This is a genomic window from Candidatus Pantoea deserta (genome assembly GCF_003813865.1).
GTDB classification, from domain to species: Bacteria; Pseudomonadota; Gammaproteobacteria; order Enterobacterales; family Enterobacteriaceae; genus Pantoea; species Pantoea deserta.
In genome coordinates this window covers 217,430-242,531 of sequence record NZ_RMVG01000002.1, presented here as the reverse complement: position 1 = coordinate 242,531, position 25,102 = coordinate 217,430, and the positions used below count along the sequence as shown (strand labels likewise).

Annotated in this window: 27 protein-coding genes, 1 other RNA gene and 1 other annotated feature; of the genes, 12 read left to right on the top strand and 16 right to left on the bottom strand. The window is 58.3% G+C overall.

The window, feature by feature from the left end; genetic code table 11:
- Positions 1 to 126: 126 nt before the first annotated feature.
- The 6 genes from htpG to BBB56_RS03715 all read right to left on the bottom strand — a co-directional run bounded on the left by htpG (position 127) and on the right by BBB56_RS03715 (position 6,318).
- A complete protein-coding gene (gene htpG, locus BBB56_RS03740) occupies positions 127 to 1,995 on the bottom strand; it encodes a molecular chaperone HtpG (RefSeq protein ID WP_199756187.1) in 1,869 nt (622 codons plus the stop codon).
- A gap of 104 nt (positions 1,996 to 2,099) precedes the next feature.
- Positions 2,100 to 2,705: a recombination mediator RecR gene (recR, locus tag BBB56_RS03735; RefSeq protein WP_123798925.1), complete on the bottom strand. Its 606-nt coding sequence runs from the start codon at positions 2,703 to 2,705 to the stop codon at positions 2,100 to 2,102.
- Positions 2,705 to 3,034 (bottom strand): YbaB/EbfC family nucleoid-associated protein, encoded by a 330-nt coding sequence (locus BBB56_RS03730; protein WP_081139342.1) that lies wholly within the window; start codon positions 3,032 to 3,034, stop codon positions 2,705 to 2,707. The genes recR and BBB56_RS03730 overlap by 1 nt, the downstream gene beginning before the upstream one ends.
- 55 nt (positions 3,035 to 3,089) lie before the next feature.
- A complete protein-coding gene (gene dnaX, locus BBB56_RS03725; RefSeq protein ID WP_123798923.1) occupies positions 3,090 to 5,096 on the bottom strand; it encodes a DNA polymerase III subunit gamma/tau in 2,007 nt (668 codons plus the stop codon).
- Positions 3,678 to 3,739: a sequence feature (DnaX frameshifting element), on the bottom strand. Its footprint overlaps the gene before it by 62 nt.
- Positions 5,097 to 5,235: 139 nt before the next feature.
- Positions 5,236 to 5,787 (bottom strand): adenine phosphoribosyltransferase, encoded by a 552-nt coding sequence (gene apt, locus BBB56_RS03720; protein WP_123798921.1) that lies wholly within the window; start codon positions 5,785 to 5,787, stop codon positions 5,236 to 5,238.
- Positions 5,788 to 5,928: 141 nt separating this feature from the next.
- A complete protein-coding gene (locus BBB56_RS03715; protein WP_123798919.1) occupies positions 5,929 to 6,318 on the bottom strand; it encodes a DUF454 family protein in 390 nt (129 codons plus the stop codon).
- A gap of 56 nt (positions 6,319 to 6,374) precedes the next feature.
- Here BBB56_RS03715 and priC point away from each other — a divergent pair, with 56 nt between their 5' ends.
- From priC to rsmS, 3 genes are read left to right on the top strand one after another with little or no spacing between them, the layout of a single operon-like run.
- Positions 6,375 to 6,896, top strand: a complete 522-nt coding sequence (gene priC, locus BBB56_RS03710; protein WP_123798917.1) for a primosomal replication protein PriC — start codon at positions 6,375 to 6,377, stop codon at positions 6,894 to 6,896.
- Between the two features lie 36 nt (positions 6,897 to 6,932).
- On the top strand, positions 6,933 to 7,178 hold the full coding sequence (locus BBB56_RS03705) for a GlsB/YeaQ/YmgE family stress response membrane protein (protein ID WP_123798915.1): 246 nt from the start codon (positions 6,933 to 6,935) through the stop codon (positions 7,176 to 7,178).
- Between the two features lie 9 nt (positions 7,179 to 7,187).
- Positions 7,188 to 7,343 carry a pleiotropic regulatory protein RsmS gene (rsmS, locus tag BBB56_RS03700; RefSeq protein ID WP_123798913.1) on the top strand — a complete coding sequence of 52 codons (156 nt, stop codon included), beginning with the start codon at positions 7,188 to 7,190 and terminating at the stop codon, positions 7,341 to 7,343.
- On the opposite strand, the gene acrR is transcribed toward rsmS, so the two are convergent.
- Entirely contained in the window at positions 7,340 to 7,978 is a 639-nt protein-coding gene (acrR, locus tag BBB56_RS03695; protein WP_123798912.1) for a multidrug efflux transporter transcriptional repressor AcrR, read from the bottom strand. The two genes, rsmS and acrR, sit on opposite strands and share 4 nt — an antisense overlap.
- A 142-nt stretch (positions 7,979 to 8,120) precedes the next feature.
- Between acrR and BBB56_RS03690 the strand changes: the two genes are divergently transcribed.
- From BBB56_RS03690 to ykgO, 4 genes are all read left to right on the top strand, one after another.
- The gene (locus BBB56_RS03690; protein ID WP_123798910.1) at positions 8,121 to 9,323 is read left to right on the top strand and encodes an efflux RND transporter periplasmic adaptor subunit; all 1,203 of its coding nucleotides are present in this window, start codon (positions 8,121 to 8,123) and stop codon (positions 9,321 to 9,323) included.
- A 16-nt stretch (positions 9,324 to 9,339) separates the two neighbouring features.
- Complete coding sequence (locus BBB56_RS03685) at positions 9,340 to 12,495, top strand: efflux RND transporter permease subunit (protein WP_123798908.1); 3,156 nt, start codon at positions 9,340 to 9,342, stop codon at positions 12,493 to 12,495.
- A gap of 250 nt (positions 12,496 to 12,745) precedes the next feature.
- A complete protein-coding gene (locus tag BBB56_RS03680; protein ID WP_123798906.1) occupies positions 12,746 to 13,006 on the top strand; it encodes a type B 50S ribosomal protein L31 in 261 nt (86 codons plus the stop codon).
- Positions 13,007 to 13,008: 2 nt separating this feature from the next.
- The gene (ykgO, locus tag BBB56_RS03675) at positions 13,009 to 13,149 is read left to right on the top strand and encodes a type B 50S ribosomal protein L36 (protein WP_123335743.1); all 141 of its coding nucleotides are present in this window, start codon (positions 13,009 to 13,011) and stop codon (positions 13,147 to 13,149) included.
- Between the two features lie 41 nt (positions 13,150 to 13,190).
- Here ykgO and BBB56_RS03670 read toward each other — a convergent pair whose 3' ends face one another.
- Genes BBB56_RS03670 through BBB56_RS03660 form a run of 3 tightly spaced genes read right to left on the bottom strand, consistent with a single transcriptional unit; the run spans position 13,191 to position 15,586 of the window.
- Positions 13,191 to 14,069 (bottom strand): metal ABC transporter substrate-binding protein, encoded by an 879-nt coding sequence (locus BBB56_RS03670; protein ID WP_123798904.1) that lies wholly within the window; start codon positions 14,067 to 14,069, stop codon positions 13,191 to 13,193.
- A gap of 12 nt (positions 14,070 to 14,081) precedes the next feature.
- On the bottom strand, positions 14,082 to 14,921 hold the full coding sequence (locus tag BBB56_RS03665; RefSeq protein WP_123798902.1) for a metal ABC transporter permease: 840 nt from the start codon (positions 14,919 to 14,921) through the stop codon (positions 14,082 to 14,084).
- Positions 14,918 to 15,586 (bottom strand): metal ABC transporter ATP-binding protein, encoded by a 669-nt coding sequence (locus tag BBB56_RS03660; RefSeq protein WP_123798900.1) that lies wholly within the window; start codon positions 15,584 to 15,586, stop codon positions 14,918 to 14,920. Before BBB56_RS03660 ends, BBB56_RS03665 begins: the two co-directional genes overlap by 4 nt.
- 349 nt (positions 15,587 to 15,935) lie before the next feature.
- Between BBB56_RS03660 and BBB56_RS03655 the strand changes: the two genes are divergently transcribed.
- The 3 genes from BBB56_RS03655 to hha all read left to right on the top strand — a co-directional run bounded on the left by BBB56_RS03655 (position 15,936) and on the right by hha (position 17,058).
- Positions 15,936 to 16,289: a hypothetical protein gene (locus BBB56_RS03655; protein ID WP_123798898.1), complete on the top strand. Its 354-nt coding sequence runs from the start codon at positions 15,936 to 15,938 to the stop codon at positions 16,287 to 16,289.
- A gap of 149 nt (positions 16,290 to 16,438) precedes the next feature.
- A complete protein-coding gene (tomB, locus tag BBB56_RS03650; protein WP_123798896.1) occupies positions 16,439 to 16,816 on the top strand; it encodes an Hha toxicity modulator TomB in 378 nt (125 codons plus the stop codon).
- A 23-nt stretch (positions 16,817 to 16,839) separates the two neighbouring features.
- Entirely contained in the window at positions 16,840 to 17,058 is a 219-nt protein-coding gene (hha, locus tag BBB56_RS03645; RefSeq protein ID WP_123798894.1) for a hemolysin expression-modulating protein Hha, read from the top strand.
- A 123-nt stretch (positions 17,059 to 17,181) separates the two neighbouring features.
- Here hha and ffs read toward each other — a convergent pair.
- Positions 17,182 to 17,278: signal recognition particle sRNA small type (ffs, locus tag BBB56_RS03640), an RNA gene on the bottom strand.
- Between the two features lie 166 nt (positions 17,279 to 17,444).
- Here ffs and BBB56_RS03635 point away from each other — a divergent pair.
- Positions 17,445 to 17,756, top strand: a complete 312-nt coding sequence (locus tag BBB56_RS03635) for an MGMT family protein (RefSeq protein ID WP_123798892.1) — start codon at positions 17,445 to 17,447, stop codon at positions 17,754 to 17,756.
- A 32-nt stretch (positions 17,757 to 17,788) separates the two neighbouring features.
- On the opposite strand, the gene BBB56_RS03630 is transcribed toward BBB56_RS03635, so the two are convergent.
- Positions 17,789 to 18,346, bottom strand: coding sequence for a YbaY family lipoprotein (locus BBB56_RS03630; RefSeq protein ID WP_123798890.1), 558 nt, complete (start codon positions 18,344 to 18,346; stop codon positions 17,789 to 17,791).
- A 200-nt stretch (positions 18,347 to 18,546) separates the two neighbouring features.
- Between BBB56_RS03630 and tesB the strand changes: the two genes are divergently transcribed.
- A complete protein-coding gene (tesB, locus tag BBB56_RS03625; RefSeq protein WP_123798888.1) occupies positions 18,547 to 19,410 on the top strand; it encodes an acyl-CoA thioesterase II in 864 nt (287 codons plus the stop codon).
- Between the two features lie 225 nt (positions 19,411 to 19,635).
- On the opposite strand, the gene amtB is transcribed toward tesB, so the two are convergent.
- From amtB to BBB56_RS03605, 4 genes are all read right to left on the bottom strand, one after another.
- Positions 19,636 to 20,922, bottom strand: a complete 1,287-nt coding sequence (gene amtB, locus BBB56_RS03620) for an ammonium transporter AmtB (RefSeq protein ID WP_123798887.1) — start codon at positions 20,920 to 20,922, stop codon at positions 19,636 to 19,638.
- Between the two features lie 33 nt (positions 20,923 to 20,955).
- On the bottom strand, positions 20,956 to 21,294 hold the full coding sequence (glnK, locus tag BBB56_RS03615; RefSeq protein WP_003850469.1) for a P-II family nitrogen regulator: 339 nt from the start codon (positions 21,292 to 21,294) through the stop codon (positions 20,956 to 20,958).
- A gap of 258 nt (positions 21,295 to 21,552) precedes the next feature.
- On the bottom strand, positions 21,553 to 23,328 hold the full coding sequence (locus BBB56_RS03610) for a SmdB family multidrug efflux ABC transporter permease/ATP-binding protein (protein WP_123798885.1): 1,776 nt from the start codon (positions 23,326 to 23,328) through the stop codon (positions 21,553 to 21,555).
- Positions 23,315 to 25,093, bottom strand: a complete 1,779-nt coding sequence (locus tag BBB56_RS03605) for a SmdA family multidrug ABC transporter permease/ATP-binding protein (RefSeq protein WP_123798883.1) — start codon at positions 25,091 to 25,093, stop codon at positions 23,315 to 23,317. Before BBB56_RS03605 ends, BBB56_RS03610 begins: the two co-directional genes overlap by 14 nt.
- Positions 25,094 to 25,102 lie beyond the last annotated feature (9 nt).

The following is a 25,102-nucleotide window of genomic DNA, read 5'->3' as shown; positions in this document are numbered from 1 at the left end:
CTACGCGGCTGGCGCTGAACGCGCAATCGCGCGCCCTGCTCGCCTGCTCCGCAACATGCTGGCGCGCGGCTTTTCGTCTGCGCTGCCGTGCATGGCCTCCGGCGCCGTGACGACGCCGGGCCAGGCTTACGCCGTCAGCAGTTGGTTCATGCGGCGGATAAACTGGTTAGGATCGTCCAGCGTGCCGCGCTCAGCCAGCAGCGCCTGATCCAGCAGCAGCTCGACCCATTCGCCGAAGCGCGCGTCATCCTGGGTGTCCGCCACGCGTTTTACCAGCTGGTGGTCCGGGTTGATTTCAAAGATATACTTCACTTCCGGCACCGCCTGGCCTGCCGCCGCGAACAGCTTCGCCATCTGCGTGCTCATCTCGTCGGCATCGGTGGTGACGATAGCCGGCGTGTCGGTAAGACGATGGGTCAGACGCACCTCTTTCACGCGGTCGCCCAGCAGCGTTTTCACGCGCTCCACAAACGGCTCCAGCGCTTTCTCGGCCTCTTTCTGCTCTTCGCTCTCTTCATCCGCCAGCTTACTCAGCGACTCATCCGCCTTGCTGACCGACTGGAAGGCTTTGCCGTCGAACTCGGTCAGGTAGCTCATCATCCACTCGTCGATGCGATCGGAGAGCAGCAGCACCTCAATGCCTTTTTTACGGAACAGCTCCAGATGCGGGCTGCTCTTCGCGGCGGCATAGCTGTCGGCGGTGATGTAGTAGATCTTCTCCTGCCCGTCCACCATGCGGCTGACGTAATCTTCCAGCGACACCGTCTGCTCGGCGCTGTCATTGTGCGTTGAGGCGAAGCGCAGCAGTTTCGCGATGGTTTCCTGATTAGCGCTGTCTTCCGCCGGTCCCTCTTTCAGCACCAGACCAAACTCTTTCCAGAAGGTCTGATATTTCTCTGCGTCATCCTTCGCCAGCTTCTCCAGCATCTGCAAGGTACGCTTCGTCAGCGCGGCGCGCAGGCTCTGGGTCACGCGGCTATCCTGGAGAATTTCGCGCGAGACGTTCAGCGGCAGGTCGCTGGAGTCGATCAGGCCGCGCACGAAGCGCAGGTAGTTCGGCATAAACTGTTCGGCGTCGTCCATAATAAAGACGCGCTGCACATAGAGCTTCAGACCATGCTTGTGATCGCGGTTCCACATATCAAAGGGCGCGCGCGACGGAATATAGAGCAGGCTGGTGTACTCCTGCTTGCCCTCTACGCGGTTGTGGCTCCAGATGGCGGGATCGCTGAAGTCATGGGCAATATGTTTGTAAAACTCGTTGTACTCTTCGTCGCTGATTTCCGCTTTGTTGCGCGTCCACAGCGCCTGGGCTTTGTTGATTTTTTCCCAGCTGGTGGTGTCGCTCTCGGCGTCTTTGGTCTCAATCTCGACCGGCAGCGCGATATGATCGGAATATTTGCCGATGATGCTGCGCACGCGCCAGGCATCGAGGAACTCATCTTCGCCTTCGCGCAGGTGCAGGGTGATTTCGGTGCCGCGATCGGCTTTGTTGATGTCGGCCAGGGTATATTCGCCCTCGCCCGCCGACTCCCAGAATACGCCCTCATCCGCCGCCGCGCCGGCTGCGCGCGTGCGCACAGTGACTTTGTCCGCCACGATAAACGCCGAGTAGAAGCCCACGCCGAACTGGCCGATCAGCTGGCTGTCTTTCGCCTGGTCTGAGCCGAGGGATTCAAGGAAAGATTTGGTGCCTGATTTGGCGATGGTGCCCAGGTTTTCAATCACCTCATCGCGACGCATACCGATACCGTTGTCTGACAGCGTCAGGGTGCGTTTATCCTTGTCAACAGAGAGACGCACGCGCAGCTCGCCGTCGCCTTCATACAGGCTGGCGTCCGACAGCGCACGGAAGCGCAGCTTATCGGCCGCATCCGAGGCGTTGGAAATCAGTTCGCGCAGGAAAATCTCTTTGTTTGAATAGAGGGAATGGATCATCAGGTGCAGAAGCTGTTTTACTTCTGACTGAAAGCCACGCGTCTCTTGTCCTTTCATGGTCATTGTTACCTCAACAGGATCAGGTTAAACGAACGTTGAGGTTGATGTGGGGATGGCGCGAAAAATTTCAAGCCGACGTCGTTAACGACGTCGGCAAGCGTTCAGAAAGTAATCTTGTGGCGACCAGCCAGCGAGTGCGACAGCGTGGTGCCGTCAACCATCTCCAGCTCGCCGCCTACCGGCACGCCGTGGGCGATGCGGCTGGCGTCAACGCCATACTGGCCGCACAGCTCGGCGATGTAGTTAGCCGTGGCTTCGCCTTCCACCGTTGGGTTGGTGGCGAGGATGACCTCTTTGATGGTTTCTTTCTCCAGCCGCTGCTCAAGACGATCCAGTCCGATGTCCTGCGGACCAATGCCGTCCAGCGGAGAAAGATGCCCCATCAGAACGAAATAGCGACCGGCAAACTGACCGGTTTGCTCGATGGCGTGAATATCCGCCGGACTCTCCACCACGCAAATCAGCCCATTCTGCTGACGCCGGGGATTGGCGCAGATGGTGCAAATTTCCTGTTCGGTAAAGGTACGGCAGTCGGCGCAGTGACCGATTTCAGACATGGCGCGCGTTAGCGCCTGCGCCAGCCGCATGCCACCGCTGCGATCGCGTTGCAGCAGCTGAAAAGCCATGCGCTGCGCCGACTTCGGCCCAACGCCGGGCAGGCAGCGCAGCGCTTCCATCAGAGACTCAAGCAGTGGACTGGTTTGCATCAGAACGGCATCTTAAAGCCCGGCGGCAGCTGCATGCCAGCGGAAACAGAGGCCATTTTCTCTTTCTGCGTTTCGTCGATACGGCGAGCGGCATCGTTGAAGGCAGCGGCAACCAGATCTTCCAGCATATCTTTGTCATCTTCCAGCAGGCTGGGGTCAATCTCCACGCGACGGCAGTTGTGCGCGCCGTTGATGGTGACTTTCACCAGGCCCGCGCCCGATTCGCCGGTCACTTCCAGCGCGGCGATCTCTTCCTGAACTTTGGCCATTTTGTCTTGCATCTGCTGGGCCTGCTTCATCAGGTTGCCCAGTCCGCCTTTACCAAACATAGTTTTCTCTCTCAGCTAAGGCCGCATCGCTATCCATGAGACAGCGGCAGCGTGGTCAAACGGGTCGAATACTCTCTTCATCCAGATCGGCGTCGAAAAACCGACGCAGCGTCTGAATGTGCGTATCGCTAATAATAGACTGACGCGCCTGCGCCAGCTTCTCTTCGTAAATGGCCTGCCGCCACTCCAGTGGCGTCAATACCGCAGGATTATCATCTTCAATGATAGTCAATTCAACTGGCTTACCGGCCGCATCGCCTAGCGCCGCGCTGAGAACCTGCTGCGCTGAGGCAGAGTTCAGGTGACGCTGACTGGAGCGCAGATGCAGGCAAACCCCCTGCTCCGTGGTCTCTTTCCAGGCGTTAAGCGCCAGCTGCTGCACCAGCTTCGGCAGCGGCAGCGTGGCGATTTCAGCGGCCCAGGCGTCGCGCTGCTGGGCTTCTTCCATCAGGCGCGCCGCCAGCTCAGGGGTTTTCTCATGCTCAAGCGCCGAACGCAAGGCTTTTGGCGTGGCGACCGGCTCTGGCGTCGCTTCCACCTGGGTTTGCGCCTTCCAGCGGTAGGCCTCTTTTTTCTCTGGCGCGGCTTCGCGCGGACGCGCCTGCGCGCGCTCAGTGACGGAAGCCAGGCGCTCCAGCGCGGAGTTGGCCGGCCGCGTCAGGGACGCCGCCGGCTCACTCTTTTTTGCTTTGCTGACTCCCTGACGCAGCAGCTGAGTGCGCGCCTCCAGGAGCTGGCTGGTGGTATCGGAAAGGGGTCCGTCCGGCGCGGCGGCAGGCGGCGCGGCGACCGGCGGCGACACGGACGGCGGCGCCATCTGCGGCTGGGCCGCGGCGGCCGCGTGCTGCGGCTGGGCGGCAGCGTTCGACGCCTGCGGTCGGACAGCAGCGCTCGCCGCCGGCGACTGGGCGACGGCTGGCGGCGGCTCGGCCTGCGGCGTCATCGCGGGACGCGCCACCGGCTCGGCAATCGCCGTATGCGGATGGAAGGCCAGCGCGCGCAGCAGCGTCATCTCCACGCCCATACGGCGGTCGGGAGCCAGCGGCAGATCCTTGCGCCCCATCAGCAGCGTCTGATAGTAAAGCTGCACGTCCGCCGGGGGCACGATGCGCGCCAGCTCGCGCAGGCGCGGCGCATGGCTTTCCTCTTCATCATTAATAGAGGCGGGCAACAGCTGCACCATGGCGATACGGTGCAGCAGGCGCAGCATCTCAACCAGCAGCGCCTCCCACTCTCCGCCGCGCGAGGCGGCCTGGTTAAGCAGCGTCATGACCTGTTCGCCGCTGCCGTCCACCAGCGCCTCAATCAGGCCCAGCGGCTGCTCATCGTCCAGCGTGCCGAGCATCTGGCTGACCACGCTGCCGCTGATCGCGCCCTGCCCCATAGCGATCGCCTGATCGGTCAGGCTGAGCGCGTCGCGCATGCTGCCATCGGCCGCGCGCGCCAGCAGCTGCAAGGCGCGCGGTTCGCTTTCAATCTGCTCCTGCTGTAACACATAATCGAGCTGATTGCGGATCAGCTCGACGTCCAGCGCCTTAAGATGAAATTGCAGGCAGCGAGACAGGATAGTGACCGGCAGCTTTTGCGGATCGGTGGTGGCCAGCAAAAATTTGACGTGCGACGGCGGCTCTTCCAGCGTTTTCAACAGCGCGTTAAAGCTGTGGCGCGACAGCATATGCACTTCGTCGATCAGATAGACCTTAAAGCGGCCGCGCGCGGGCGCATACTGCACGTTGTCCAGCAGATCGCGCGTGTCTTCGACTTTAGTGCGGGAGGCGGCATCGATTTCGATCAGATCGACAAAGCGGCCCTGCTCGATTTCACGGCAGTTTACGCACTCTCCGCACGGGGTGGCGGTGATGCCGGTTTCGCAGTTAAGTCCTTTCGCCAGCAGGCGCGCAATGGTGGTTTTACCCACGCCGCGCGTGCCGGAGAAGAGATAAGCATGATGGAGACGTCCCAGTGACAGTCCATTCGCCAGCGCGGTCAGGACATGTTCCTGACCGACTACGTCAGCAAATGCCTGGGGACGCCATTTTCGCGCAAGTACCTGATAGCTCATGTGGATTCGATCACTGGATGTGGTTAGAAAGACGAGCGCAGACGCGCTGCAACCCCTGTATATCGTTGCAGTAGTTTAACAGCGACGGCGGGCATTGCCTATCACTTGCTGGCCTCGCGCGCGGCGAGGCCATTGTCACTCAGTGACCGGGGAAGTTGACCAGGCTGAAGCAGTTGACGTCCAGCGCTTTCAGGCGAGACTCGCCGGTCAAATCGAAGAGATTAATCACGAACGCAGCGTCGTTGACCTCACCGCCTGCGCGACGGATCAGCTTCACCGTCGCTTCGATGGTGCCGCCAGTGGCCAGCAGGTCGTCAACCACCAGCACCACGTCGCCGGGCTTAATCGCGTCTTTGTGCAGCTCAAGCGCATCGGTGCCATATTCCAGCTCGTAGGACTCGCTGAAGGTTTCGCGCGGCAGTTTGCCGGGTTTACGCACCGGCACGAAGCCAACGCCTAACGCCAGCGCGACGGGCGCGCCAAACAGAAAGCCGCGCGCTTCGGTTCCGACTACTTTGGTAATGCCCTTGTCGCGGTAGCGCTCAACAAACAGCGCGATAGTCGCCGCATAGGCTTGCGGATCCTCCAGCAGGCTGGTGACGTCGCGGAAGAGGATGCCGGGTTTCGGGTAGTCCGGAATGCTTTTAATGCTCTCTTTAATTAATTCAAGCTGCTGCGCAGTTGCGGTCATAATGTTACGCCTGGTAAAAACTTTATATCGCGCAGCTTCCATAGCGTCAGATTCCGAAATGAATCAGACGCAGAGAGTAAAAAAAGGGAAGCCACGCACGAAGATGCCCAAATCTAAGCAAATGGTCGGCTAAATGCAACCTTATCGCGGCGGCGTGCGATCGTCGGGCGATTCCGCCACCACAGGAATACGCCACATCATCAGCAGTAAAAAGCAGAGCATTACGCCAAGAAAGACGCGTACCCACAGAATTTTCACCAGCCAGATCGACACGGCAAAAGTCACCAGTATCAAGGCCATGGCGCGCCCTTTCGCTCCCGGCGGCATGGCGCGGTGGCGCTGCCAGTGACGCAGATAGCGACCAAAAGGCGAACGCCACAGCAGCCAGTGGTGAAAGCGCGGCGACGATCGGGCGAAGCACCAGGCCGCCAGCAGCACGAATGGCGTGGTGGGTAATAATGGTAATACAATGCCCAGCGCGCCAAGTATGATGGCCAGCCAGCCGAGCGTCAGTAACAGAATACGTTGCATAGTAATGCCTGGATCTTTTGCATGCGCGCTACGTTAGCACAGATAAGGAAAAGATAATGGCATTCGCCACCCTCCAACAGCGCCTGGCCGCCTGCCTGAGCGCGCTCCAGACGCAGATCGCGCAGCATCCTGACGGGCGCTGCCGCACGCCGCGCTTCGACAGGCAGCTGTTTGTCACCAGCGGCACGCGGCTGGCTGATTATCTGCGGGAGATCGAGCGTAATCTTCATCTGCTGGGCAGCAGCGGCAACGATCAAGAGCGCGCCTGGCTGGCGGAAAAAGTGCTCAACCAGATTGCCGCGCTGCAACGAGAGGCCCGCACTCAGCAGCTGCGGCCGCGCCATGAGCAGCCAGCCGCCGGTCCACGCCAGCAGAAGCTGGATGAGTATCGCGAATATGAGCGACGACTACAGGCGATGATCGATCAGCGCGAGCAGCGGCTGGCGCTGGCGGAGAGCCTGGCGGTACAGCGGCAGCTAAAGCAGGATCTGGAGGTGCTGGAGGGCCGTCTGGCGCGCTGCCGTCAGGCGATTAATGCCGTGGACTGGGCGCTTTCGCTGCGCGGCGAGGCACGCTGACGCCTATACTTAGCCCGATCGGTTCAGGAGTCTGACATGGGGATCATAAGCTGGATTATCACTGGCCTGGTGACAGGCTGGCTGAAGCGGTTCTGGTTGCCGGGTCGCCCCGGCGGCTTTGTCGCCACCCTGGTGCTGGCCGTTATCGGCGCGCTGGTCGGCGGCTATATCGCCAGCTATTTTGGTCTCGGCTCACTGGCGATATTTCATCCCGGCGCCCTCGGCGTCGCGCTGGCCGGCGCGTTGATGATGATGCTGGTTGCGGCGAAACTGCGTATATGAGGAGCCAAAATGTCGCTGGAAAACGCGCCTGATGAAGTCAAACTGGCAGTGGATTTAATTCAGCTGCTGGAGGAGAACCGGCTGCCTGCGGAAACGGTGCTGGCAGCGCTGGCGATTGTGCAGCGCGATTTTGAGAAAAAACGCGCGGCCGAGCAGCAGCGCTAGCGGGTCGTCACCAGCGTGGGGCTGAGCCGCAGCATATCCAGCAAGGCTTCGACAATTTGCCCCGCCGTTGCCGCCAGGTCGAAGCTGTCTGGCGTAAACAGCCAGCTCTCCATCATGCCATTGACATAGCCTCGCATCAGCAGCGCCGCCTGACGCGTGTTCAGTGCGGCAGGCAACTGCCCGGCTTCGATGCACTCTTTCAAAACATCTTCTATTTTGTCATAGCACTCATTCAGCAGGCTTTGCTGCATAATTTGCAGCGCGGCCATTTCGCCGACAAATTCGCACTTATGGAAGATGATCTCCATCAGCGAGCGGCGCTGAGGATCCTTTGCTGTCGCTTCAAAGATATAGATTAACATTGCGCGCAAAACAGAAAGTGGATCGCCAGGGTATTTTGTCTGATACTCAAGTTCCACATCGTCAAGCCCAGCGTCAGCGCGCAGCCAGATTTCGTGTAATACATCGGCTTTATTTTTAAAGTGCCAGTATATCGCGCCCCGCGTAACGCCAGCCGCTGCCGCGATGTCCGCCAGTGAAGTCGCAGAAACGCCCTGGCATGAAAACAGGTCAAGAGCGGCATCAAGAATTTGATGACGTGTTTCAAGTGCTTGGGCTTTGGTTTTTCGTGCCATAGGGGACTTTTTTTACAGACAGGCAAGTTTACATACATTTGTGAATGTATGTACCATAGCACGACCCAGGTTTTAGCGCAGCAATGGGTTTATCGGTTTGTGATCCATTGATCAATTGATATCGGACACTAGAGGTTTATTTATGAATAAAAACAGAGGATTAGCGCCTCTGGCGGCCGTCCTGATGCTTTCAGGCAGCTTTGTGTTAACAGGATGTGATGATAATAAATCCCAGCAAGCCGCCCAGCAACATCCGCCTGAAGTCGGCGTGGTGACCCTGAAAAGCGAACCCCTGAAGATCACCACGGAATTGCCGGGCCGTACCTCGGCCTATCGCGTGGCGGAAGTACGACCTCAGGTTTCCGGTATCATTCTGAAGCGCAATTTTGTAGAAGGCAGCGATATTAAAGCGGGTGAATCCCTTTATCAGATCGATCCTGCCACTTACCAGGCAAGCTATGACAGCGCGAAAGGCGATCTGGCGCAGGCCGAAGCCAATGCGCGCATCGCGCAGCTGACGGTCAACCGCTACAAGCCGCTGCTCGGCACCAAATATATCAGTCAGCAGGATTACGACAACGCCGTTGCCACCGCCGCGCAGAACGCCGCTGCCGTGCAGGTTGCTAAAGCCAACGTCGAAACCGCCCGTATCAATCTCGCCTATACCAAAGTCACCTCGCCGATCAGCGGCCGTATCGGTAAATCTTCCGTGACCGAAGGGGCGCTGGTGCAGAGTGCGCAGTCTACCGCGCTGGCCACTGTGCAGCAGCTGGACCCGATGTATGTCGATGTCACCCAGTCCAGCGATGATTTTATGCGTCTGCGCGCCGAGCTGGAGTCTGGTCAGCTCAAGCAGGTGGACGGCAAAGCCAGCGTTACCTTGCTGATGCCGGACGGCAGCGAAGCGCCGCAGAAAGGCACGCTGGAATTTTCTGACGTGACCGTGGATGAGACCACCGGCTCGATCACGCTGCGCGCCATTATGCCGAACCCGGATCACCGTCTGCTGCCGGGCATGTTCGTCCGCGCGCGTCTGGAGGAAGGCACTAACCCGAATGCGCTGCTGGTGCCCCAGCAGGCCGTGGCGCGCACCCCGACCGGTCAGGCCACCGTTATGGTTGTGGGCGCTGACAACAAGGTTGAAGTGCGCAACGTCAACGCCGCGCAGGCGATCGGCGACAAGTGGCTGGTGACGTCCGGTCTGAAAGAGGGCGAGCGCGTAATCAGCGTAGGCGTTCAGCGTGCTAAGCCAGGCGCTCAGGTCACGCCGCAGGAAGTCGCGGCTGAACAGAAATCCGACGCCGGTGCGCAATCTCAGCCTCAGGCTGAAAAATCTTCGTCATAACAGGAGCCGTTGATACATGGCTAAGTTCTTTATCGATCGCCCCATCTTTGCGTGGGTAATCGCCATCATCGTGATGCTGGCGGGTGCGTTATCGATTCTCAAGCTGCCGATCGAGCAATACCCTAACGTTGCTCCGCCGGCCGTGCAGATTCGTGCTGCTTATCCCGGCGCGGATGCGAAAACGTTACAGGACTCCGTAACGCAGGTTATCGAACAGAATATGAACGGTATTGATGGGCTGATGTACTTCTCATCAAACAGTGACTCTTCCGGTAACCTGCAGCTGACCCTGAGCTTCGAATCCGGCACCGATCCTGATATTGCTCAGGTGCAGGTGCAAAACAAACTTCAGCTGGCCATGCCGCTGCTGCCGCAGGAAGTGCAGCAGCAGGGGATTCAGGTTCAGAAATCCTCCAGCAGCTTCCTGATGGTCGCGGGTTTCGTCAGCGATGACGGCAACATGACGCAGAACGACATCGCCGACTTCGTGGCGTCAACGATCAAGGACCCTATCAGCCGTACGTCAGGCGTGGGCGACACCCAGATCTTCGGCGCGCAGTATGCGATGCGTATCTGGATGGACCCGGCGAAGCTGAATAACTATCAGCTGACGCCGGTCGATGTTATCAGCGCCATCAACACCCAAAACGCCCAGGTCGCTGCGGGTCAGCTGGGCGGCGCGCCTGCCGCGCCGAATCAGCAGCTTAACGCCTCGATTATCGCGCAGACGCGTCTGACCTCGACCGACGAGTTCGGCAAAATTCTGCTGAAGGTCAATACCGACGGTTCGCAGGTTCGCCTGCGCGACGTGGCGAAAATTGAGCTGGGCGGCGAGAACTACGAGGTGGTTGCGCGCTATAACGGCAAACCGGCCTCCGGTATCGGTATTAAGCTGGCTACCGGCGCGAACGCGCTGGATACGGCTAATGCAGTGAAGGCGCAGCTGACCAAATTGCAGTCCACCTTCCCGGCTGGCCTGAAAGTGGTTTACCCGTACGACACCACGCCGTTCGTTAAGATCTCGATTTTCGAAGTGGTGAAAACCCTGTTCGAAGCGATCGTGCTGGTGTTCCTGGTCATGTATCTCTTCCTGCAAAACTTCCGTGCGACGCTGATCCCCACTATCGCGGTGCCGGTGGTGCTGCTCGGCACTTTCGCCATTATCAGCGCCTTCGGCTACTCCATCAACACGCTAACCATGTTCGGTATGGTGCTGGCGATCGGCCTGCTGGTGGATGACGCCATCGTCGTGGTTGAAAACGTCGAGCGCGTTATGGCCGAAGAGGGGCTGCCGCCGAAAGAGGCGACGCGCCGCTCTATGGAGCAGATCCAGGGCGCGCTGGTGGGTATCGCGCTGGTGCTGTCGGCGGTATTTATCCCGATGGCCTTCTTTGGCGGCTCTACCGGCGTGATCTATCGTCAGTTCTCTATCACCATCGTTTCGGCGATGGCGCTGTCGGTGCTGGTCGCGTTGATCCTGACGCCTGCTCTCTGCGCCACCATGCTGAAGCCGGTTAAAAAAGGCGAGCACGGCACGACCAAAGGCTTCTTCGGCTGGTTTAACCGTCTGTTCGACAAGAGCACCAACCACTATGTGGACAGCGTGGGCCATATCATTCGCAGCACCGGCCGCTATCTGGTGATCTATCTGGTGATCGTCGTGGGCATGGCCTATCTGTTTATGCGCCTGCCGACCTCGTTCCTGCCGGAAGAGGACCAGGGTCTGCTGCTGGCGCAGGCGCAGCTGCCTGCGGGCGCGACGCAGGAGCGTACGCAGAAGGTGCTGGATCAGGTCACGGACTACTTCCTTAATAAAGAGAAGGACAGCGTGCAGTCGGTGTTTACCGTTAACGGCTTCGGCTTCTCCGGCCGCGGACAGAACACCGGTATCGCCTTCGTCAGCCTGAAACCCTGGGATGAGCGCAGCGGCAGCGACCTGAAGGTGCCCGCTATTGCCGGACGCGCCATGCAGGCGCTGGGTCAGATCAAAGATGCGATGGTGTTCCCGTTCAACCTGCCGGCGATTATCGAACTGGGTAACGCCACCGGCTTTGACTTTGAGCTGATCGATCAGAACAACCTGGGTCATGAAAAGCTGACCGAAGCGCGTAACCAGCTGCTGGGTATGGTGGCGCAGCACAGCGATACGCTGGTTGGCGTCCGTCCTAACGGTCTGGAAGATACGCCGCAGTACAAGCTGACGATTGACCAGGAGAAGGCGCAGGCGCTGGGGGTGTCGCTCTCTGACATCAACACCACGCTCGGCGCGGCCTGGGGCGGCTCCTACGTTAACGACTTTATCGACCGCGGTCGTGTGAAGAAGGTTTACGTAATGGGCGAAGCCAAAGACCGTATGCTGCCTGACGACATCAGCAAATGGTATGTGCGCAACAGCAGCGGCACCATGGTCCCCTTCTCGGCCTTCGCCTCGGCGAAGTGGCAGTATGGTTCGCCGCGTCTGGAACGCTATAACGGTCTGCCGTCTATGGAGATTCTGGGCCAGGCGGCGCCGGGCAAAAGTTCTGGCGACGCCATGAACCTGATGGAAGAGCTGGCGTCGAAACTGCCTGCGGGCATTGGCTATGACTGGACGGGGATGTCCTATCAGGAACGTCTGTCTGGTAACCAGGCTCCGGCGCTGTATGCGATCTCGCTGATTGTCGTCTTCCTCTGTCTGGCGGCGCTGTATGAGAGCTGGTCTATCCCCTTCTCGGTGATGCTGGTTGTCCCGCTGGGCGTTATCGGCGCGCTGATCTTTACGACGCTGCGCGGACTGAGTAACGACGTCTACTTCGTGGTCGGCCTGTTGACCACCATTGGTCTGTCGGCGAAGAACGCCATTCTTATCGTGGAATTTGCCAAAGATCTGATGGAGAAAGAGGGCAAAGGCCTGGTGGAAGCGACGCTGGAGGCATCCCGTATGCGTCTGCGTCCGATTCTGATGACCTCGCTGGCCTTTATTCTCGGCGTATTGCCGCTGGCTATCAGCACCGGCGCAGGTTCCGGCGCGCAGAACGCCGTCGGTACCGGCGTAATGGGCGGGATGGTAACGGCAACGGCGCTGGCGATCTTCTTTGTTCCTGTGTTCTTCGTGGTGGTTCGCCGCCGCTTTAGCAAGAACAAAGCGGAGCTGGAAAAAGGTCATCCGACCGAACAGAGCCATCAACATTAATTGATGCTGTAATACGAAAAGGCCGCGCAAGCGGCCTTTTTTATTTCTGCGAGCGGTGCCAGCCACGATGGAATACCCCGCCAGCACGGCCAGCCCGGCTTCGTCCCCGCCCTGCTTTTTAGCGCCCCTGCCCGCCGCCAGCCTCTGCCCTGAGTAAGCAGGCTGTGCGCTTAATCATGACGCAGGGTTGCATTTCGCCTGGATGAGGACCATAATAATGTTACTTTATAACATAACAAATCGAGGCGTTATGAAACCGAATATTCACCCTGCTTACCGTCCCGTGGTGTTCCACGACACCACCGTTGATAAATATTTCAAAATCGGCTCGACCATCAGAACAGAGCGCACCGTTGAGTTCGAAGGTGAGACCCTGCCCTATGTGACGCTGGACGTCTCTTCCGCTTCCCACGTCTACTACACCGGCAAGCAGAAAGATTTCACCAAAGAGGGAAGCGCCGCGCGCTTTAACCAGCGCTTTGGCCGCTTTCTTAAAAAACAAGGTGAGTAAAAATGCAGGTGCTCAGCTCTCTGGCGTCGGCAAAAAAGCGCCATAAGGATTGCAAAGTTGTTCGCCGCCACGGACGCGTTTTCGTGATTTGTAAATCGAATCCGCGTTTTAAAGCGGTGCAGGGAAGAAAGAAAAAACGTTAGGATGTGTCGTGACAGCTGGCCGGGGAACTCCCCGGCCTTTTTTATTTCATGCTGCGGGTCATGGTTTCCACATTGTGACGGAACGCCGCCACGTAGGTAGCTGCCGGGCCGGAAGGCTGCGACAGCGCTTCCGGATAGAGTTCGCCGCCCGGCTGCGCGCCTGTGGCGCTGGCAATCTGCTTCACCAGGCGCGGATCGGTCTGGTTCTCAATAAAGTAAGTCTGGATATGCTCGGTCTGAAGCTGTTTAATCAGGCCGCCAACGTCGCTGGCGCTGGCTTCCGCTTCGGTAGAGAACCCCACCGGCGCAAGGAAGGTTACGCCGTAGCGCTGACCAAAGTAGCCAAAGGCGTCATGGCTGGTTAGCACCTTGCGCCTGGCCGCCGGTATCGCCGCCAGTGTGGTTTTCGCCCAGCTGTCCAGCGCCTGAAGCTGCTGAATATAGCGTGCGCCGCTGCGGCGAATGGCATCCGCATCTTGCGGGTCGGCGTTGATCAGGGCGTTCATTACATTGGTAGCGTAGATTACCCCGTTTTGCATACTGTTCCACGCATGCGGATCGGTAATGGTTTTCCCTTCTTCCTCCATGCTGCGCGTCGCGACGCCGCGCGAAGCCACTACCGTCTCGCCCTTATAGCCGGAGGCGCTGACCAGCCGATCCATCCAGCCCTCGAGACCCAGTCCGCTGACGAACACCACATCCGCTCTGGCCAGAGCCTGGCTGTCCTGCGGGGTTGGCTCAAAGGTATGGGGATCGCCATCCGGGCCAACCAGCGATTTGACCTTAACGTGATCGCCGCCAACCTGCTGCACAATATCTGCCAGCACCGTAAAGCTGGCGACGACGTTAACGGTTTTTGCCATCGATAGCGGGCTGACCAGCAGCGCGCCAATGGCCAGACTCAATGGAAACTTCTTCATAAATACCCCTGTTTAATGGCGGCGCAGCAGGCCGCCGCATGGTCCTGCCAGAATGGAAAGAAAAAAAAGCAGCGCAGCGCTGAGTACAACAGCCGGCCCTGCCGGTAGGGAGAAATGCCAGGAGAGCATCAGCCCGACAGCGGCGGCAACGATGGCCAGCCCCATCGCCACAGCCAGCATCCATGCCAGACGGCGACTCCAGAACCGGGCGCTGGCGGCGGGCAGCATCATTAACCCGACCGACATCAGCGTGCCAAGCACCTGAAAACCCGCCACCAGATTGAGCACCACCAGCATCAGGAACAGGCCGTGCACCAGCGGAGCGCTCCATTTTCCCTGGGCGCGTAAAAAATCAGGATCGAATGCGTCAATCACCAGCGGCCGGTAAATGATCGCCAGCATCAGCAGCGTAAAGGCGGCGATGGCGCCGACCAGCAGCAGCGCCGGGTTATCCACCGCCAGCAACGAGCCGAACAGAACGTGCAGCAGATCGACGCTGGAGCCGCGCAGTGAAACCAGCGTGACGCCAAGCGCCAGCGAACCCAGATAAAAACCGGCAAAGCTGGCATCCTCTTTCAGCGGGGTATAGCGGCTTACCGCGCCGGAGAGCAGCGCCACCGCCAGCCCGGCGATCACCCCGCCGATGCCCATCGCCACCAGCGACAGGCCAGACATCAGATAGCCGATAGCGGCTCCCGGCAGCACGGCATGTGACAGCGCATCGCCGATCAGACTCATACGCCGCAGCGATAAAAAAACGCCGAGCGGCGTGGCGCTGACGGCCAGCGCCACGCAGGCGACCAGCGCGCGCCGCATAAAACCAAATTCTATTAAGGGCTGGATTAACGTCATGACGCCAGACTCCGCAGCAAGGCCGCGGCTTCGCCGTTATGGACGCAACCAGGGGCATCTATCGACAGCACGTCGCTGAAGTAGCGCTCCACCAGCGGGCGGTCGTGCAGCACGACCAGCAGCGTCGTACCCGCCTGCTGTTGCCGTTGCAAAACAGACATCAGCAGTTTCACCGTTTGGTTATCGATGCCGTTAAACGGCTCGTCCAGCAGCCATAGCCGACTGTGTTGCAGTAATAAACGCGCGAAAAGCACGCGCTGAAGCTGGCCGCCTGACAGGGTGGCGGGCTGCGCATCGGCGAATTCACCCATTTCCACCGCATCCAGCGCGGCGTCAATCTCGCCTCGCATAGCGCGACTGATAGCGCCGGACCAGCCGCAGCGCGACCAGCAGCCTGTTGAAACCAGTTCGAAAACGGTTAAAGGAAACCGCGTTTCCAGCTCGCTACGCTGCGGCATCCAGCCCACGGCCTTACGGGGTAGCGCCAGCTCACAGCTTCCTGCGACCGGCTTTAACAAACCGGCGATGGTTTTCAGCAGCGTTGATTTTCCGCTGCCGTTCGCGCCGACCAGCGCCGTCATGCTGCCCGGCGCGATTTGCGCATTAATGACCGGCGTGACGGCGACGCCCTGATAGCCGGCCTGAAGTTGCCTGAAACGCATCACGCTGCCATTCCCCATAACATTGTCAGCGCCAGCAGCGCGATAATGACCAGCGCCATAGCCAGGCGTCCGCCCAGCGATAACAGCATCCCACTCTGCCCCATAACCACCTCATTACGTTATAACATAACAATACTCTATCCTGAATGCCGGTGGGTTATGACCGTCAATTTGTTTCAAAAAGTATCCGCACAGAGTGGTAAAGAGGAGATTTATGATGGCATTCGTCTGATTTGATAAAGGAAAAGAGCAGGCAAATAGCAGCAATAGGTTATGGCGCGCAGAGAAACGTTGCAAAGTGGTTGCACAAGCCCAATGATCGGTTTAACAATCTACTGAACCGGAAAAAGAGATGTCTTTTCAGCTCGCAACTAATATCTGTCCTGACAACCCGGACCTTCCAGAATTAATAGCGTTTATCCAACGGAATATTCCCAAAATAGCGCAGCCTCTGGCAGGTGATTTACAGTGGTACTCTCCCCATGCCCAGTTACTTCCTGAGAGTTTTAAAATTAAGTCTGTTGAAAAGTTAGCCAGTAATCGTTTTAAAATGCTTTATCAATTTGATGGACATATATTTAGTCCTTGTCTGGATTTAAACGAAACCTTTACGCGTGAAGAGCAAGTTTCGTTTCGGCTTCTCCCCGGCGTACTTGAGTTTGAGCTGATTGACAATCAGCCTCCCTCGCCCGCTGACGAATTGTAATATTTGGTAATTGAGGTGAGCAAATCTAATGATTGTGTCTTATATTTAATGTGTCCTTAAAATCTATACGCTATTCAAAACCGCTTCCTGGCCGCTAAACCTTAACTCGCCGCACTGCGGCATCCGTGCAAGCTATGGAGGGGAAAAAGATGGACGAGTACTCGCCGAAACGGCATGATATTGCCCAGCTTAAATTCCTGTGCGAGAGCCTGTTCGATGAAAGTATGGCGACGCTAACCGACAGCCATCACGGCTGGGTTAACGACCCTACTTCAGAGAGCAATTTGCAGCTCAATGATTTGATTGAGCACATTGCTTCTTTCACGATGAATTACAAAATAAAGCATGCTGAAGATGAAGCGTTGATAACGCAAATCGATGACTATCTTGACGATACTTTTATGCTATTCAGTAATTATGGTATCAATGCTCAGGATCTGAATCGGTGGCAGCGTTCTGCCCGTCGCTTATTTAATCTTTTTAGTGAAGAGTGCGCTGACCTTCAGCAACCCAGCCATTCCATTTAGGTAAACATGAGACCGGTTTATTTATGAACAATCAAGCTTTGACTAAAACTGATTATTTGATGCGGCTGAGACGCTGCCGCTCTATCGACACGCTTGAACGCGTTATTGAAAAGAATAAGTACGAATTATCCGATGATGAACTGGCGGTATTCTACTCGGCTGCCGATCATCGCCTGGCTGAACTCACTATGAATAAGCTTTACGATAAAGTACCCGGTTCGGTATGGAAGTTTGTGCGTTAACCTGTTGTTTTCCTTTCTTCTGATGTAGCACACCCTTCTTTTTTTGAATAACAGTCGTCGCTGGCCATGGAATGGCTATCAAAAGAGATGTCTGGGATTTTTGCGGCGTGAAAATGGTGGAGGCCCTGCCAGCCACATCCCGGCACACGCGTCACCTGCTGCGGCTGCTTCCTTCCGGACCTGACCGAGTTCACAAGTTAGCATTGCGGGAGGACCAACAGAGCCTCCATTGATAAGCCCTCTTGCGAAGGCGGGGGCATTATCAGGGAAGGACCCGGCAATTGCAAGGGCCGTCCCGATGACCGTTGTTTTCTTGAACAATGCCCGGCGTTCCCCCTGATTGTCCCTGTGATAAAATAGCGCTTTTGCTCTGGCGGAGTCTCGCTATGGATGCGCAAGACAGTTTTCAACAGCGCGTATGGCACATTGTCGCGGCTATTCCACCCGGTAAAGTCGCCACCTATGGCGATATTGCCCAGCTGGCAGGATCGCCGCGCGCTGCGCGCCAGGTGGGCGGCGTCCTGCGTCGCTTGCCGCCTGGCAGCCTACTGCCGTGGTATCGCGTAATAAACCGGCACGGGGCGATCTCTCTACAGGGCGACGATCTGCTGAGGCAGCGCGATGCGCTGGCGGCAGAAGGCGTTGAGGTCAGCGACGACGGACGCATTGCGCTGGAGCAGTATCGCTGGCGACCCTGACGGCGGGGCTTCACCGCCCCGCCGTCAGCCGGTTACAGGCTGGTTGGTGCGGGAACCGAAGAAGACGGCGTCACCTGTGTCGGCGAGGTCGGCGGCACTGTTGTCACCGCGCCCGGCTGCGTAGGCAGCGCTGTATGCGGCACCGGCACCAGCAGCAGCTCTGCTTTGGTTCCGCCCTGATTGATGACCGGCTTAACCGCGTCGGTAATAAACGCCAGCTTGCCATCAATGGTAATGGCTGCGCTCAGCAGAATACGCGCGTTCGGCTGAATATCCGCCGGGTTAAACGGCAGCACGAACTGGAAAGGCGCCTGCTTGCCCTGCGTATGAACGGCACGCTGCGACAAAACTTTGGACGGCGCGTCCGACATTGACGCGTCAGAGAGCGTAACCGTCAACACCGCATCCGGCGGCAGCGCGATGCGCTGACGTATATAGATAGAACCGCTCACATTAGGTTGCGCAATCGCCGCCTGCTGTCCCGGCGCGCTCGCCCCCAGCGTCGGCACCGGCACCGGTTTGCTGTGATCGGCGCAGCCTGCGGCGGCTGCAATCAACGTAATACCACTTACCACTTGCCAGAGTTTCATTGATGTCGTCTCCATCTGAACACTATGATTATTGGCTGCGATTTTATAGCACAGCGTTTCACTCGCCTTATGTGCTTAATCCTGGCATAAAATCCAGATATTTCCTGTCTGTAGCCGCGCTGCGTCTGGCGCACTCTTTCATTGACGGAAACTGGTCGGATCTTTCACACTGAGCCGGTTAACTTCATGAGGATCGCACTATGAGCCAGGCGCTGCAAAATCTGCTGAATTTATTGAATCTGGAAAAACTGGAAGAGGGGTTATTCCGTGGCCAGAGTGAAGATTTAGGCCTGCGTCAGGTTTTCGGTGGTCAGGTGGTGGGCCAGGCGCTTTACGCGGCCAAACAGACCGTACCGGAAGAACGCATTATTCACTCCTTTCACAGCTACTTTTTACGGCCGGGCGACAGCAAAAAAGGCATTATTTATGACGTCGAAACGCTGCGCGACGGCAAAAGTTTTAGCGCGCGCCGCGTCAGCGCCGTGCAAAACGGCCAGCCGATTTTTTATATGACCGCCTCGTTTCAGGCTCCCGAAAGCGGCTTCGAGCATCAGAATGCGATGCCTGCCGTGCCGGGACCCGACGCGCTGGCGTCGGAACAGGACCTGGCGCAAAAGATGGCGCATCTGCTGCCGGAAAAGGTGCGTGAGAAGTTTATCGCCGAACGCCCGTTAGAGATCAGGCCGGTGCAGATCCACAATCCGCTTAAAGGCCGCGTGGATGAGCCGGTACGCCAGGTCTGGATCCGCGCTAACGGCAACCTGCCTGCCGACCTGCGCATTCATCAATATCTGCTGGGCTACGCCTCCGATCTCAATTTCCTGCCGGTCGCGCTACAGCCGCACGGCAAAGGCTTTCTGGAGCCGGATATGCAAGTGGCTACCATTGACCACTCTATGTGGTTTCACCGTCCGTTCAACTTCAGCGACTGGCTGCTGTATAGCGTAGTCAGCACCTCAGCGTCTGGCGCGCGCGGTTTTGTGCGTGGGGAGTTTTATAACCAGCAGGGGGTGCTGGTCGCCTCGACGGTGCAGGAAGGCGTTATGCGCCAGCGCAGCGAATAGCCTTTCAGCGCGCGAAAAAAGCGATGGCTGAGGAGAACCCTGCCTGAGACGCCAGCGCGTCAGGCGCCTTTTTAAGCGCGCCGCGCGCGGATTTGACGAGGGAAGGCTGCAAGCTCGCAGGCGGTTTTCGCCTTTGCACGCGAGCCATGCAAAACAAAAAAAGGGGCGAATCTTCGCCCCTTTGATGTTTACTCTGTCGCGCCCTGCTCTTCTGCCCCCGACGGCTTACTGGTTGTAAGCGTTCTCGCCGTGGCTGTTCACATCCAGACCTTCACGCTCCTGCTCTTCAGGGACGCGCAGACCGACAATCATATCCGCCAGTTTAAAGCCGATAAAGGCCACCACGGCAGACCAGACGATGGTAATGGCTACGCTGAGCAGCTGAATCCATACCTGATGGCCCATGGTTACGCCTTCGGCATAACCGACGCCGCCCAGCGATGAGGAGGCAAACACGCCGGTCAGGATACAGCCGACGATGCCGCAAACGCCGTGTACGCCGAATACGTCGCACGGGTCGTCCACGCGCAGCATTTTCTTCAGCGAGGTCACGCCCCACAGGCCAGCCAGACCGCCTACCAGACCAATAATCAGCGCGCCGCCGACGCCCACGTAGCCACAGGCTGGCGTGATGGCGACCAGACCGGCGATAAAGCCTGAACAGGCGCCTAACAGCGAAGGTTTACCGCGCAACGCCCACTCGCCAAAAGTCCAGGAAAGCACCGCGCCTGCGGTCGCTACCACGGTGTTGAGGAAAGCCAGCGCGGCGATTTCGTTCGCGGCGGAAGCTGAACCGGCGTTGAAACCAAACCAGCCCACATAGAGGATAGCCGTACCGGTAAAGACCATCGGCAGGTTGTGCGGCTTAAAGGCCTCTTTGCCAAAGCCCGCGCGCTTGCCTACCAGATAGGCGCCGACCAGACCGGCGACCGCAGCGTTAATGTGCACCACCGTACCGCCGGCGAAGTCCAGCGCGCCGTCCTGCGCCAGAAAGCCGCCCGCCCACACCATATGCGCAATCGGCAGATAGGCCAGCGTGACCCATACGCCCACAAAGATCAGCACGGCGGAGAAGCGAATACGCTCTGCGATAGCGCCGACGATCAGCCCCACGGTGATACAGGCGAACGACGCCTGGAACGCCACGTGAATATACTGATAGAAGCTGCCCATCACCGCGGTCAGCTGAATGTTTTTCAGCATCGCCCACTGGAAGCTGCCAAAGAAGGCGTTGCCTTCGCTGAACGCCAGCGAGTAGCCGTAGACAATCCACAGCACGCACACCAGCGCGAAGGTCACTGCAACCTGAGTCAGCATAGACAGCACGTTTTTGCCGCGAATCAGGCCGCCGTAAAACAGCGCAATCCCTGGAATTGTCATAAACAGCACCAGCGCGGTGCAAATCATCATAAATGCGTTATCGGCCTTATCCGCAACGGCAGGCGCAGCCATCGCCAGCGACGGTAACAGCGCCAGGCTGATGAGGCCCAACAAGGTGAGTGCTTTATTCATTTTTTTCCATCCCATCAGATTACTTAGCCGAAATTACAACGCTGCTTCGTCGGTTTCACCGGTGCGAATACGGATAACGCGCTGAAGCTCAGCAACGAAGATTTTGCCGTCACCGATTTTGCCGGTGTAGGCCGCTTTGCTGATCACATCCACCACCTCGTCCAGCTGGTCATCAGCAATGGCGATATCAATTTTGACCTTGGGCAGAAAATTCACGCTGTACTCAGCGCCGCGATAAAGCTCAGCGTGCCCTTTCTGACGGCCAAACCCTTTAACTTCAGAGACGGTCAGCCCCTGAATACCGATAGAGGAGAGCGCTTCACGCACATCCTCCAGCTTGAACGGTTTAATCACCACGGTAACCAGCTTCATTGCATCCCCTCCGGGTAGTAGACAAAGGCGTCAACTCAGATATGCAGTGACAGAAGCAAAGGCTGTGCCAGAAATGAAAAAGCACGCGACGCGCGTCGCAAAATGCAGCGCGACACGGGTTGCGATCGCCAGCGGAAACAAGGGAGAGAAAAAAGCGAAACGAGTCAGCACTGATGCTGCACTTCTTTGGTGCTTATGGCCTCAAAGAAGTGCAGGGATACGGAACATTCTGATAATTGCGCGCAAAAAAGGTGCATTTCAGGAGGCGACGGTGACGGCCTTGCCCGACGCGAGTTCATCCCCCGCCTGCTGCAACTGGTACATTTGCCAGTATCGGCCCTGACGCGCCAGCAGCGCGGCGTGATCGCCCTGCTCGACAACCTGACCGCGATGCAGCACCAGAATGGTATTCGCCTCGGTAATCGTCGACAGTCGATGGGCGATGACCACCAGGGTCGTGTGCTGACGCAGCTGGCGTAGCGTCTGCTGAATAGCCTGTTCGGTGCCGGAGTCGATATTCGCCGTCGCCTCGTCGAGGATTAAAATCTGCGGCATTTCAACCAGCACGCGCGCCAGCGCCAGCAGCTGCTTCTGCCCCACTGACAGATTATTGCCCTGCTCGCCTAGTCGCGTGTGAATGCCCTGCGCCAGGCTGCGCGCCAGCCCGGCAAGCTGCACCTGCTCCAGCGCCTGCCACACCGCCTCTTCGCTGATGTCGCGCCCAAGGCGAACGTTAGCCAGCAGCGTATCGGCCAGCACCACCGGATCCTGCTGAACCATAGCAATGCCGCTGCGCAGCGTCTGATGGTTCAGCTCGCTGACAGGACGATCGTCGAGTCGAATTTCGCCGCGCGTCACCGGGTAATAGCCCATCAGCAGGCTGGCGAGCGTGCTTTTCCCGCTGCCGGTATGCCCTACCAGCGCCACGAAACTGCGTGAGGGGACATCGAGGTTAATGTCGCTCAGAACGTCGCGGTCGGCACGATAGGCGAAACTGACCTGCCGCAGCGTAATGCGTCCTGATGTTAACGGACGCGAGTCGCGGCCATACTGCTGCTGCGCCGCATCCATCAGTTCGAAAATACGCTCGCCCGACACCACCGCCTGTTGCAGCATCGACTGCTGGGTGGTCAGCTCAATCAGCGGTTCGTTAAGACGGCCGAGATAGGTAATAAAGGCATAGAGCACCCCGACTTCAAAGACGCCCGGCGACGAGAAGCTAAACAGCATCAGCAGGCCGCACAGGATCAGCGCGGAAAACAGGCTGAGCAGCGGACGCAGCAAAAAACCGTCCAGGCGCAGCGTCTGCATTCGCGCCAGATAGTGCGATCGGCTGGCTTCGTTCATGCGTTCGCCGAAGCGCGCCTGCTGGCGAAACTGCTGGATCACGCTCATTCCATTGATGACTTCGTTAAAGCCGTTGTTTATGTCCGCCAGATAGCTGCGCACGCGGCGCGCAACCGGCGTGCTGTAACGCTGATAAATCAGCATTACCGCCAGCACCAGCGGAAAAATAGCCATCGCTACCAGCGCCATGCGCCAGTCGAGGCTGAACATCGCCACCATCATCGCCCCAATCAGCGCGGCGCTGCGCAGCACCGTCGCCACCACGGTAACGTAGAGGTCTTTGATCACTTCGGTATCGTTGGTGACGCGCGAAATGATCTGCCCGACCGGCTGGGTATCGAAAGCGCTGAGCGGCTGACGCAGCGCCGCGTCCATAACGTCGCTGCGCAGACGCTGCACCACGCCAATCGCCGCGCGGTTAAACAGCAGCGCCTGAAAATAGTGCAGCCCCGCCGCCAGCAGCTGAAGCAGGATAAAGCTCACCACCAGCCCGGCGACAATCCCCCAGGGCATCTGATGTTTCGCCACCAGGCGATCGATAAAGTAGCTGACCAGCACCGGTCCGGTAACTTCGGCCGCCGCCGCGATCCACAACATGCCCACCGCCACGCTCAGCGATTTGCGCCACGGCCTGCCGTAGGCCAGCAGCCGCTTTAACGTCGGCCATAAGCGTTTAGACTTCGCCATGGGATGCCCCTTTAACCGCCTCTTCTTCATCATCCAGCGCGGCTTCAAGCTGCTGATAGCGATACATATCGCGATACCAGCCTGGCTGCGCCGCCAGCGCCTCATGCTCTCCGCGCTGTGCGACCTTGCCCTGTTGCAGCACCAGAATTTCGTTAGCCTCCGTCAGCGCCGACAGGCGATGCGCGCTGATAATCAGGGTTCTGCCTTTGCCCCAGAGGCGCAGGTTATGCAGAATGTCATGCTCGGTGCGGCCATCAACCGCCGACAGCGCGTCATCCAGAATAAGAATTTCCGCGTTGAGCAGCAGCGCGCGCGCAATCGAGATACGCTGTTTCTGCCCGCCCGACAGCATCACGCCGCGCTCGCCGACCTCTGTCTCATAGCCCTGCGGCAGACGTAAAATATCGTCGTGCACGCAGGCCAGTTTCGCCGCCTGCTCGATCTCCTGCTGGCTGGCCTCAGGTTTGCCCAGCGCGATATTGCTCGCTACGCTGTCGGAAAAAAGAAAGGGCGTCTGGCTGACCACCGCCAGACGACGACGCCAGCTATCGATACGCAGCTGGGTCAGCGGAAGGTTGTGGTAGCGGATCTCGCCTCGATCGATATCGAAGTGGCGCTGTATCAGGCTGAGCAGCGTACTTTTCCCGCTGCCGGTCGGCCCGCACAGACCCAGCATCTGCCCCGGCTTCAGCTGAAAATCGAGGTCTTGCAGCACCGGTCCAGCGCTGGCCGGATAGTGAAACTCCCGTATTGCCGCCTGCAATACGCCTGGCTCGGCAGGTAACTCTTTTTCGCCGTCTTTTACCGCAGGCGCTTCCGCCAGCAGCGCGCCTATGCGGCTCCAGGCGGCGCTGCCGCGCTCGACAATATTGAACATCCACGCCAGCGCCAGCATCGGCCAGATCATCAGGCCGAGGTACATTACAAAGCTGGTGAGCTGCCCCAGCGTCAGCAGATCGTGCCAGACCATCCAGCTGCCGCCGCCTATCGCCAGCAGGTTAGAAAAGCCAATGGCGATATAGATGGTGGGATCGAAACGGGCGTCGACGCGCGCCACGCGCAGGTTCTTCGCGCCGGTGTCGCGAGCAATCGCGGCAAACTGCTCTGACTGGTGCGACTCCAGACCAAAGGCTTTAATCATGCGGATACTGGTCAGACTCTCCTGCGTTTGATCGTTCAGGCTGGAAAACGCCGCCTGCGCCAGCTTGAAGCGATCGTGCAGCTGGTTGCCATAGCGATGAATAAACAGCGCCATAATCGGCATCGGCACCAGCGACAGCAGCGTCAGCTGCCAGCTGATTTGCAGGCTCATCACCAGCAGCACCACGCAGCCCATCACCAGCGAATCCACCAGAGTTAACACGCCCTCGCCTGCGGCAAACACCACGCGATCCACATCGTTGGTTGCACGCGCAATCAGATCGCCAGTGCGATGCCGCAGATAAAACGCGGGATGCTGTCGGCTCAGCTGACGGTAAAAATCTTCGCGCAGCTCCACGGCCAGCTGGTAGGACGCGCCAAACAGCAGCACGCGCCAGACATAGCGCAGCAGATAGGTCGCGACGGCGGTGCCCAGCATCACGCCGATCCACATCATAATGGTGCCTGCGCTCATGCTGCGGTGCGTGACGCCATCGACGATCACCCCCACCAGATGCGGCGGCAACAGTTGCAGGAGCGCAATAATGATTAAGAGAGTCACCGCGCCCAGATAGCGCCGCCACTCGCGGATAAAGTACCAACTTAACTGGCTGAATAATCGCACTACGCTGTT

Coding starts and splice junctions, on each gene's coding strand:
- acrR (WP_123798912.1), bottom strand. CDS start 7,978: ATGGCACGAAAAACCAAAGCCCAAGCACTTGAAACACGTCATCAAATT.
- tomB (WP_123798896.1), top strand. CDS start 16,439: ATGGACGAGTACTCGCCGAAACGGCATGATATTGCCCAGCTTAAATTC.
- rsmS (WP_123798913.1), top strand. CDS start 7,188: ATGTCGCTGGAAAACGCGCCTGATGAAGTCAAACTGGCAGTGGATTTA.
- tesB (WP_123798888.1), top strand. CDS start 18,547: ATGAGCCAGGCGCTGCAAAATCTGCTGAATTTATTGAATCTGGAAAAA.
- BBB56_RS03705 (WP_123798915.1), top strand. CDS start 6,933: ATGGGGATCATAAGCTGGATTATCACTGGCCTGGTGACAGGCTGGCTG.
- BBB56_RS03655 (WP_123798898.1), top strand. CDS start 15,936: ATGTCTTTTCAGCTCGCAACTAATATCTGTCCTGACAACCCGGACCTT.
- BBB56_RS03680 (WP_123798906.1), top strand. CDS start 12,746: ATGAAACCGAATATTCACCCTGCTTACCGTCCCGTGGTGTTCCACGAC.
- BBB56_RS03690 (WP_123798910.1), top strand. CDS start 8,121: ATGAATAAAAACAGAGGATTAGCGCCTCTGGCGGCCGTCCTGATGCTT.
- BBB56_RS03630 (WP_123798890.1), bottom strand. CDS start 18,346: ATGAAACTCTGGCAAGTGGTAAGTGGTATTACGTTGATTGCAGCCGCC.
- ykgO (WP_123335743.1), top strand. CDS start 13,009: ATGCAGGTGCTCAGCTCTCTGGCGTCGGCAAAAAAGCGCCATAAGGAT.
- BBB56_RS03730 (WP_081139342.1), bottom strand. CDS start 3,034: ATGTTTGGTAAAGGCGGACTGGGCAACCTGATGAAGCAGGCCCAGCAG.
- BBB56_RS03635 (WP_123798892.1), top strand. CDS start 17,445: ATGGATGCGCAAGACAGTTTTCAACAGCGCGTATGGCACATTGTCGCG.
- recR (WP_123798925.1), bottom strand. CDS start 2,705: ATGCAAACCAGTCCACTGCTTGAGTCTCTGATGGAAGCGCTGCGCTGC.
- htpG (WP_199756187.1), bottom strand. CDS start 1,995: ATGAAAGGACAAGAGACGCGTGGCTTTCAGTCAGAAGTAAAACAGCTT.
- hha (WP_123798894.1), top strand. CDS start 16,840: ATGAACAATCAAGCTTTGACTAAAACTGATTATTTGATGCGGCTGAGA.
- priC (WP_123798917.1), top strand. CDS start 6,375: ATGGCATTCGCCACCCTCCAACAGCGCCTGGCCGCCTGCCTGAGCGCG.
- BBB56_RS03610 (WP_123798885.1), bottom strand. CDS start 23,328: ATGGCGAAGTCTAAACGCTTATGGCCGACGTTAAAGCGGCTGCTGGCC.
- BBB56_RS03670 (WP_123798904.1), bottom strand. CDS start 14,069: ATGAAGAAGTTTCCATTGAGTCTGGCCATTGGCGCGCTGCTGGTCAGC.
- BBB56_RS03665 (WP_123798902.1), bottom strand. CDS start 14,921: ATGACGTTAATCCAGCCCTTAATAGAATTTGGTTTTATGCGGCGCGCG.
- dnaX (WP_123798923.1), bottom strand. CDS start 5,096: ATGAGCTATCAGGTACTTGCGCGAAAATGGCGTCCCCAGGCATTTGCT.
- glnK (WP_003850469.1), bottom strand. CDS start 21,294: ATGAAGCTGGTTACCGTGGTGATTAAACCGTTCAAGCTGGAGGATGTG.
- BBB56_RS03715 (WP_123798919.1), bottom strand. CDS start 6,318: ATGCAACGTATTCTGTTACTGACGCTCGGCTGGCTGGCCATCATACTT.
- amtB (WP_123798887.1), bottom strand. CDS start 20,922: ATGAATAAAGCACTCACCTTGTTGGGCCTCATCAGCCTGGCGCTGTTA.
- BBB56_RS03685 (WP_123798908.1), top strand. CDS start 9,340: ATGGCTAAGTTCTTTATCGATCGCCCCATCTTTGCGTGGGTAATCGCC.
- apt (WP_123798921.1), bottom strand. CDS start 5,787: ATGACCGCAACTGCGCAGCAGCTTGAATTAATTAAAGAGAGCATTAAA.